Raw genomic sequence first — 8,679 nt, forward strand, 5'->3', positions numbered from 1 at the left:
AAACTCACAAATTACAACACGAGTAAACCTTATTCACAAATGGCAAAGCTTCACGTCCTCGAGTTTTATATCCCTGCGGCCGAGGAAAGGGAATGAACCACTCATTTGGCTCGTTAAATTCACGCTCCTTTACGTAGTGAGCTATGGGGCCTTTATTAGTTCTATAGACATCAAAAAATGAGTCGATTGAGTTAAATCCCTCTGAAACCTCATTTACGTCGTCGATAAACTCATCAAAATCATCATAGCAGTGCAGCAGCGCTGTTAAAATATTTTCATTATCTAAAGGAAAGTAAGCGCTTCTAATATCAAGCGTTTTCTGGATATCTTTTCTGCGCCAGCCAAGGCTGATGTAAAAATCGCCAGCTGTGCCTTTATCAGGTGTAAGCACATGTGACTTTAGCTTCCTCAACATCAAGTCAACTACTAGCTCCTCCGGAAGATGAAATTTAAATTCGAAAATCCTTCTTATTAATTTAGCTACTGTTAGCCATTCTTGGTTTGTATTGATTTGAGCTGGGCAGTCAGCCAAGTGATGCCCACCGCACTTATTCCACATGACGTCGAGCCCATGGCCTTTCTCAGAAAACCCTTTCCCACAAACAAAGCAATGGTCTTCCAAAATCACATTATGAATCGCGCAAACATTAACATTGTTATGCTCACATCGCCGCCAGTACGAATAGCCCAACTCTAAAATATCGTTTTTTGCACAAACCGGGCAGTATTTTGGACGCGTCGATGAGACCCATAAGTTACGGTAAAAATAGTGCCCCTGGGAATATGCAATATCTTGCGTGTTCTTGAAGATAGCAATACGTGGATAATGAGTATGCTCATGCAGCAATCGATTAAATCCGTAGCACCCTTCAAGTCCTAAAATATTTGCTATTTTTTCAATTGCATCTGTACAAAGATATTTTTTATTAAAATTTGCAAACCCAAAGACGTCGATCATTCCTGAGCTGCAAATTATGTTTCTCGCAATATACGAGTGCAGAGACTCGTTACTCATGATTCGAGCTAACATTTGGGAATGGCTCTCTATTAGGTTTTTTATTCAGCGGGCAAGCGCACCACGGAGAGTCAAATCCTCAAAGCCCAGAGAGCTTGAACCAACAAGGTCAATCGATATGTAGGGCCGAGGAGCGTTCAATATATGGCGTGACTGGTTCTTTGATCTGAGTTCGCATACTCAGATGACGTGCGTACCAAGGCTACGAAGGCAAGGTGCTGGCGCTGGGCTTGGCACGCTGCGGCCGGTCCCAACTGGGACCGGCCGCTGAAGACAGCCTTTATTGTTCAATGACAGACTTTATTGTCGGAAACCATCGAATGGAGGCTCATAATATAGTTTGACACAAAGCCCCCCGGATTCCGTGGCCTCCAGCGATGCGGCCTACCGCAGCAAACGAATTATAGTTTGACACAAGCAGATGCTTCATCGAAAAAGGCACTCTGCGGCGAATAATATAGTTTGACACAACCAGGGACGAGCTCACTTTAGGCGGACTCATCAACCCTGTAGGCCTTCAGCTCAAGCCAGCTATGCATGCTCAAGCGCTCTCGATGGACCTCCGTACCTAGGGATCTGCCGTAACATCAACGACTCGAAGCTCTAGCCGAGCCCTGTTCAAGGGATTGAGCGATAGCTAACGCTCTTAGAGCTGACGTCCAGAGGCCTACAAGGTGCAGTGAAGTCCAGCATTGAACGATAAGAGGATGTCTGAACGCTCATCATCCCGAGAACTGTGTGGAACAGATTGTCATGGCTCAACGGTGAGCTTGCCTGGGCTCTTAGACAACCGACATCGAGTCCTTCGTTCTTCGCCATCGGGTCAGACATCCAGAGCACCAATGGAACCTTGGTTTGCTCACTAGGAGCCATCGCATAGGGCAACCCATGTAGGTAGAGACCGCCCTCACCCAGCGACTCCCCGTGGTCAGAGACGTACATGAGTGCAGTGTCGAATCTAGTGTTCGCAGCGAGAATATCGATCAGCGCAGATGTCACGTAGTCGGTGTACAAAATCGAGTTATCGTAGGCGTTGACCACCTCTTGCTGCTTACATTTGTCGAGTTCATTCGTCTCGCAGACAGGCTCGAATTTCCTGAATTGCGAGGGGTAGCGCTTGTAGTAGGCAGGGCCATGGCTTCCTTTGTAGTGGAGCACTAGAACAGCATCACCCTCCAAGCTCTTGATGAAGTCCTCCATCTCAGCGAGTAGTACCCCGTCCTTGCACTCGTCACTGGTGCATAGCTGGGAGTCTGTACTGAGGGCAACCTTGCGGTTGGGGACGCGGTCACAGACCCCTTTGCATCCCGAATTGTTATCAGTCCACATGACGTTGATGCCAGCCCGCTGAAGCACGTCAAGCAACCCTTCACGACTCTTGGCTAAGCCATCTTTGTATCCATCCTTTCCGACATCGAGAAACATACACGGCAGCGAAACTGCAGTAGCTGTGCCGCAAGAACTGACGTTCGAGAAACTGATTACATTGCGCTTTTGAAGCTCTGGATTGGTCTCACGTGAGTAGCCGTTGAGAGAGAAGTTGGCAGCGCGCGCGGTCTCTCCCAGAGCCAGTACTAATAGCTTGGGCTTTCGAACTGCACCTTGACGATTTACCACTGCATCGGAACCTATGACCGTCAGTGTTTTAGGCGTGGCCAGTTGGCGTTTCAGGTACCCATGACCGGCTGCAAACAGATTGGTAGGTACCAGAATAAGTCGAATCTCTCGGTTATTTCTCAGCAAGGAGGCATACGACTGATACTGACTCAGCAGGATGCCGGAAAGGGCGACCAGCGCTAGTGAAAGGACAACAAGTCTACTGGCCAGGGCCTTCGCCCAAGGCTTTCGCCGGATGGGAACCTGGCTAATTATGTAAACGGGCAAGCCTCCTACAATGGCAACCCAAAGGAAAAGCTTCCAATTCAATAACTCGAACACTTCACCGATGTCGGTCTCCACAACGTTGGTGAACATTGTGTAGTCAATAACGATACCGTAAGTACTCATAAAGTAGCTTGCAAAAGCCGCACTAATCAGGACTAGGCACAGCAGTGGTTTGGCGAGCCGCCACCACGACAACAAGCTGAGCACTGTAAAAACCCAAGCGAACACAAGCACCGGCAGGCTGCCGGCAAGCAACCAGTTAATATCATTTTTCTTGAACACCAGCTTCCAAATCAGCGCCCAAAGCTCAGAGTTTGCGAAAGTCAGTAACCAAGCAGTTACGAAACCGACTAACAGATTAGTACTGACTCCCTCCTTCCGAGCATTACGAATAAAAAGTGCCAATTTTCCAGGCAGGGTTTTAACGTCGAATTCTGGAGGTGTCATTATCAAGCTCTGAGATGCTGCTCACCCATAGCGCTTGCTATGGAATTTACGGAGGTAACACGCAAGCCATCGACCAACACTGGACGGGCATGCGGTGTCGGGGCACCGGAGACCATGAGCTTCGGGACTTGAGAGCGCTTAGGATTCGTAAGGCAGAAGGATTAGAGGAGGAATGGATTTTTCTAGAGTCATTATTTCTTTCATCTGATAACTACACGATGACCTCCTGATTACAATGTTGACAGAATCAGCGCAACGACTTCCCGTTTGCTATCGCTAACGTTATGCTAAAAAGTAGCCAATACTAAGCCGTCAAATACTTCATACTGCATGCGCAAATTAATCATATGTCAACAGCAAGTCTAGCTAGATCTATCGCGCGTTACATTTGAACTTAGATCACTAATTAGAAGTCCATGTTCTTGAGCGGATGATCATTTATCCGACACCGCTCGTAGATCACCCATTAATGAGGGCGAACGTCATGAAGTTTTTCAAAGATCTCTTGGGTAGCAATCACGGTCGAGGGAGCCACAGCGGCGGCAAACACCACGACAGGGGGCATGGAAGCGCTCGACACGAGCGGCGTGATGATCCTCAAAACTGCGAAAGTCGCAATCATTCAATCGACGGCACACCCCCGGCAGCCCAATCCTCAATCAAAGCTCCACAGAACTGTAGGCAGTGCAGGACCACAAACGAACCGTCAGCGCGTTTTTGTCTAAACTGCGGAGTACCACTAACAAATGGTTGCTCCGCCTGCGGCTCTCCAATGAGTGCCGGAGCAAGATTCTGCAGCCAGTGTGGTCAAGCAGCTCTCTAAGGCAAGCTAGCCAGAAAAGACAACGCGACTAGAGCTCTACACAAGGAGAAATACGTGGGGTCAAATCATGATCATGGTAGTGCTGCGGTGCGTGAAGGGCATCAGAAAAAGCTGGTCATGGCGCTAGCCTTGACTGGCAGCTTCATGATCGCAGAGGTAATTGGCGCGTGGATAACCGGCAGCCTAGCGCTTTTGTCGGACGCTTCTCACATGTTTACGGACACCGCCGCTTTGGCGATCTCATTGATTGCACTTCAGATTGCCAAGCGTCCCGCGGACCAGAAAAGAACCTTTGGCTATGCGCGCCTGGAGATTCTCGCGTCCACATTTAACGCCGTGCTGCTTTTCTTGGTGGCAATGTACATCTTGTATGAGGCCTACCAGCGTTTCTTCATGCCCGCGGAGATCGCCACCGGGGCGATGATGTGGATCGCGATCGCTGGATTGATCGTGAATCTCATTTCGATGCGACTACTCGCATCTGCCAGCAATGAGAGCCTCAACGTCAAGGGGGCCTACCTCGAAGTCTGGAGCGATATGCTCGGCTCGGTGGGCGTGATCATCGCAGCTCTCATTATCCGGTTCACGGGGTGGGGCTGGGTAGACACGATTGTCGCCGTTGCAATTGGCTTATGGGTATTGCCGCGCACATGGCAATTGCTTCGCGAGAGCTTGGGCATTCTTATGGAAGGGGTTCCCAGAGGCCTGGAAGTTGAGGCAATCGAGTCCACTATCCTCAGTGTCGAGGGGGTGACTGGCGTCCATGATCTGCACGTTTGGGCGGTGAGTAGTGGCAGTAACGTACTGACATCGCACGTTGTAGTGCGGGACTCAGCAGATGCAGACACTGTACTGGCGGCTGTCGTCGACGCTGTCAGCAGTGCATTTGAAATACACCACTGCACCATTCAGATCGAGCGCGAATCGTTCCACGAAAGTACTCCATCGCCGACCCACTGACATCAGTCGGTAACTTCTGACCGCCATTGACACCTTCCAAGTCGAAAGTGTCAATGAGCGGGAGTAATTTGCGAACACCTGTGAGCCAATGCTTGGGAGCACCCAGTTGTGGTTGCTCACCGACTATTTATGCACTCACCATTCACCAAGTAGCGAACCATGTGTAGTTCACCTTTAGAATCCTCATAGCTCATCATGCTATTGACGCTGCCACATTGACGAACGTTAGGCGATACGTACACTAGCTTACTAACGTCCAACTTTATACCGTAAGCGTAGTCTTCAACTTCAGGCATAGGCTTCTTCGTGCTCTGTGCGTAGCGCGCGGTAGCGTCTTTGGCAGACCGCTCAAGTTCCTCATTGGCCTGCATACTACTGTGGGCATTTGTCGACAGCGCGGAAAAAAGCATGAACACGGCGATAGCAGATCTAGTTGTTTTCATGATAAGTCCATTAATAAAAAAAGCGCCCTAAACAGGGCGCTAAAATTCACCTTACCAAAGGAGCAGATGGTTCTAAGGCGAATGCATCGGCGTGAGCAGATTTTCGGAGCATAACGCCCCAAAGCAGCGCTGCCTGCGTGCTGCGGTCAAAATAACAAAGGCGGCTGACGACAAGATGATGGTGCAATTACAATTTGGACATGTAACAGATTGTAATTGCAGAGTAAATTCCCTGCCTACTTGGGATGAAAAGACAAGCACGTCTAATGCAGAGAGGCCCTGATCGCTGAGTCAAATTAGCGACGCCTGCCAAGGTGTCATTGGGTGCCGCGCGCAGGCCCCAACTGTTCTGGCAGAAATGCTGTCCGTGAACGGCCGAATCCTCCTCAACCACCAGCGCAGAAAGCCGCTGGAAGCCGCAGGATCCGCTATGCTGAGGAAGGTAAGTCAGCGTGACTGTCAGCAGTCTTGCTACTACATTACAAATTTGTAGGATTTCGCCGCAGCTACCTTCTTCGCGTTAAGATTCGAGTGCAATCAGGTGACCAAGGCGTACGCACAGAAGTAGCGAATACCACACTATATGCCCTCGGCTAAACTTTCAAAAAATGAAAGCTTTTTGTGGATTAGGCCAACTCCTTCCCATACTTTGAGATAGGTTATGCGCATTTTAATAGTGGAAGACGAAATTAAAACTGCTGAATATCTTCAGCAGGGCCTATCCGAAAGCGGATACATCGTAGACATCGTGCATAATGGCGTTGACGCCTTGCACCAGTTCTATACCAACGACTACTCGCTCGTTCTACTGGATGTTAACCTCCCAGGTATTGATGGCTGGGACTTGTTGGAGACCATCCGGAAAACCAGTAGAGTGCGCATCATCATGCTGACTGCCCGCGGGCGCATAAATGACAAGCTCAAAGGCTTGGACGGCGGGGCTGATGACTATCTCGTGAAGCCGTTCGAGTTTCCAGAGTTGTTAGCCCGTATTCGCTCATTGCAGAGGCGCGGTGATGAGTTGGTCGAGAAGACCCTACTTAAAATTGCCGACCTGGAGCTTGACTCCGTACGGCATAGAGTCTTTCGCGGCAGCACACGCATCGACCTCACCACCAAGGAGTTTGCCCTCCTGCATCTGCTCATGAGCAGAGCGGGCGAAGCGCTGACCCGTTCACAGATCATCTCGTTGGTATGGGACATGAATTTTGACTGCGACACCAATGTCATCGATGTCGCTATTCGGCGCTTACGCTCGAAGATTGATGATCCATTTGAAACCAAGCTAATTCATACGCTTCGAGGCGTTGGGTACGTTTTTGAGGAGCGCGCATGAGGCCTTTCAGCCTGGCTGCGAAGCTAGGATTAAAAGTTGGATTGATGAGCGCAGGGTTGCTGCTTCTGTTCGCCACCTTCGGGTACCTGATGGTGGGTCAAGCTCTTGAAAGAAACGCCAGAACTGACCTCGAAGTGAAAATGGAAGGAATGGCTCACAACCTTTCTACCATCTCGGATATCTCCGGGGTCAATGCAGACGCGCACCAGCTCGTTGATCTGGTCATGGGCCACAATAATCTGTATGTGAGCATCTTCGATTCAACAACGAGCAGACAGCCGCTGCTCTCGATCGGCTCGAAGCAGGTGAATCTAGAGGTACGCAAATTCAACGCTGGAGCGACGGCGCAAGAACATGAGTGGCGCGACACCCAGGGCCGCCCACTACTCAGCACGTCCCGCGTAATGCGCTTGGATGATGGCACCGAAGTAAGCGTCTACATGACTATGGACCAGTCATCCAATGAGGCTCTGCTCGACGCACTGCTTACCTGGGCTCTGATGATGTCCCCCGTTATTCTCTTGCTCATCCTAGCTATTGGCTGGTGGACTGTGCGACGTGGCCTGCTGCCCTTAACAAAGTTCCTGAAGGTTGCCTCCAAAATTTCGACCGAGAGCCTCGAGCATCGCCTGCCGGCAGATGGAATGCCGGCAGAGCTCAAAGAGCTCGCAGACGGAATCAATATCATGCTGGCTCGACTGGACGATGGGGTTCAGCAGCTTTCGCAGTTCTCTGATGACCTTGCCCATGAGCTCAGAGCACCATTGTCCAATCTGATGGGGAAAGCCCAGGTTGCCCTGACCCGAGAGCGGTCGCTGTCCGAGTACCGCGAGGTTCTCGAGTCCTGCACAGAAGAACTGGATCGGATGAGCCGTATGGTTTCCGACATGTTGTTCCTAGCGCAGGTCAGTCATCCTGCATCCATGGTTGAGTTCGAAACCGTATCCTTGGTCGATGAGATTCAGCGTGTTTGCGATCTCTTCAGTATTTCGGCTGAAGACGGCGAGATCCAACTCCAGATTTCGGGCAGCGACGACGCCGTGCGCGGTAATCGTCTGATGATTCAGCGTGCCGTCTCGAATCTGCTATCAAATGCTATCCGATACTGCCCCCGAGGTCGCACGGTCTACGTGAAGGTACACCGCAGTGCAAACGGTACTACTTTAAGCGTGGGCAACCCGGGGCGCGGGATTGCTAAAGAACACCATGCCCATTTGTTTGAACGGTTCTACCGCGTGGACAAGAGCCGAGCACGGAGTGAAGGTGGTACAGGGCTTGGCTTGGCCATCGTTCAATCGATTATGAGCCTGCACCAAGGTTCGGCGGGTGTGGAAGTGACTGATGAAAACTTCACCTGGTTTCACCTTAACTTTCCTCAACCCCAGCTCAACCACTCTACGATGAGCGCCGCCTCGATCGCGTGATCAAAAAGGCCCGTCAATAGACGGGCCTTTTGCTTTATTCCAGAGCATCAGTCCCTAAGGACCACAGGATCCATCGGGGCCCTTAAAATCACTGACTTTATGATCTGTTGCTCTTCTGGGTTGGCGTTTTTCCAAAGCTGTGAGAAATATTGAGCGTTGACCTTTTCTTGAGCGCTCACACGGCCGGCTGCATCAATCAGACGCATGGTCGAGTACGAACCAATGTCATCAACCTAAGCTGCAGCCCTGCCCAAGGCAAGCCCCCCGAAGCAGCCAGCCGCCATGGCCGTCGGGCGATGACCAGGCCTCTGCCGCTCAATCAGGCGGTCTAGCTGGGCTGGCGGTGA

7 protein-coding genes are annotated in these 8,679 nt (G+C 50.7%); 4 read left to right on the forward strand and 3 right to left on the reverse strand.

Translation table 11 applies throughout. From position 1 onward, the window contains the following. Positions 1-4 precede the first annotated feature (4 nt). Positions 5-958 carry a hypothetical protein gene (locus tag PSEMO_RS33115; RefSeq protein ID WP_372239137.1) on the reverse strand — a complete coding sequence of 318 codons (954 nt, stop codon included), beginning with the start codon at positions 956-958 and terminating at the stop codon, positions 5-7. A 675-nt stretch (positions 959-1,633) separates the two neighbouring features. Beyond that, entirely contained in the window at positions 1,634-3,346 is a 1,713-nt protein-coding gene (locus PSEMO_RS23440; RefSeq protein WP_043860449.1) for a phosphoethanolamine transferase, read from the reverse strand. Between the two features lie 484 nt (positions 3,347-3,830). Between PSEMO_RS23440 and PSEMO_RS34380 the strand changes: the two genes are divergently transcribed. Beyond that, positions 3,831-4,169, forward strand: coding sequence for a zinc ribbon domain-containing protein (locus PSEMO_RS34380; RefSeq protein WP_075805335.1), 339 nt, complete (start codon positions 3,831-3,833; stop codon positions 4,167-4,169). Between the two features lie 54 nt (positions 4,170-4,223). After that, complete coding sequence (locus PSEMO_RS23450) at positions 4,224-5,129, forward strand: cation diffusion facilitator family transporter (protein WP_037058636.1); 906 nt, start codon at positions 4,224-4,226, stop codon at positions 5,127-5,129. A 116-nt stretch (positions 5,130-5,245) separates the two neighbouring features. Here PSEMO_RS23450 and PSEMO_RS23455 read toward each other — a convergent pair whose 3' ends face one another. Then, positions 5,246-5,572 (reverse strand): DUF2790 domain-containing protein, encoded by a 327-nt coding sequence (locus PSEMO_RS23455; protein WP_009394973.1) that lies wholly within the window; start codon positions 5,570-5,572, stop codon positions 5,246-5,248. 661 nt (positions 5,573-6,233) lie between these two features. Here PSEMO_RS23455 and PSEMO_RS23460 point away from each other — a divergent pair. Both PSEMO_RS23460 and PSEMO_RS23465 read left to right on the forward strand, forming a co-directional pair. After that, entirely contained in the window at positions 6,234-6,908 is a 675-nt protein-coding gene (locus PSEMO_RS23460) for a heavy metal response regulator transcription factor (RefSeq protein WP_009394976.1), read from the forward strand. Beyond that, positions 6,905-8,332 (forward strand): heavy metal sensor histidine kinase, encoded by a 1,428-nt coding sequence (locus PSEMO_RS23465; protein WP_009394978.1) that lies wholly within the window; start codon positions 6,905-6,907, stop codon positions 8,330-8,332. The genes PSEMO_RS23460 and PSEMO_RS23465 overlap by 4 nt, the downstream gene beginning before the upstream one ends. Positions 8,333-8,679 lie beyond the last annotated feature (347 nt).

It is taken from the genome of Pseudomonas putida, from assembly GCF_001941965.1.
Taxonomy (GTDB): domain Bacteria; phylum Pseudomonadota; class Gammaproteobacteria; order Pseudomonadales; family Pseudomonadaceae; genus Aquipseudomonas; species Aquipseudomonas putida_L.

Excerpts from the sequence above, each read along its gene's own strand:
- PSEMO_RS33115 (WP_372239137.1), bottom strand. The coding sequence starts at position 958 with ATGATCGACGTCTTTGGGTTTGCAAATTTTAATAAAAAATATCTTTGT.
- PSEMO_RS23440 (WP_043860449.1), bottom strand. The coding sequence starts at position 3,346 with ATGACACCTCCAGAATTCGACGTTAAAACCCTGCCTGGAAAATTGGCA.
- PSEMO_RS34380 (WP_075805335.1), top strand. The coding sequence starts at position 3,831 with ATGAAGTTTTTCAAAGATCTCTTGGGTAGCAATCACGGTCGAGGGAGC.
- PSEMO_RS23455 (WP_009394973.1), bottom strand. The coding sequence starts at position 5,572 with ATGAAAACAACTAGATCTGCTATCGCCGTGTTCATGCTTTTTTCCGCG.
- PSEMO_RS23460 (WP_009394976.1), top strand. The coding sequence starts at position 6,234 with ATGCGCATTTTAATAGTGGAAGACGAAATTAAAACTGCTGAATATCTT.
- PSEMO_RS23465 (WP_009394978.1), top strand. The coding sequence starts at position 6,905 with ATGAGGCCTTTCAGCCTGGCTGCGAAGCTAGGATTAAAAGTTGGATTG.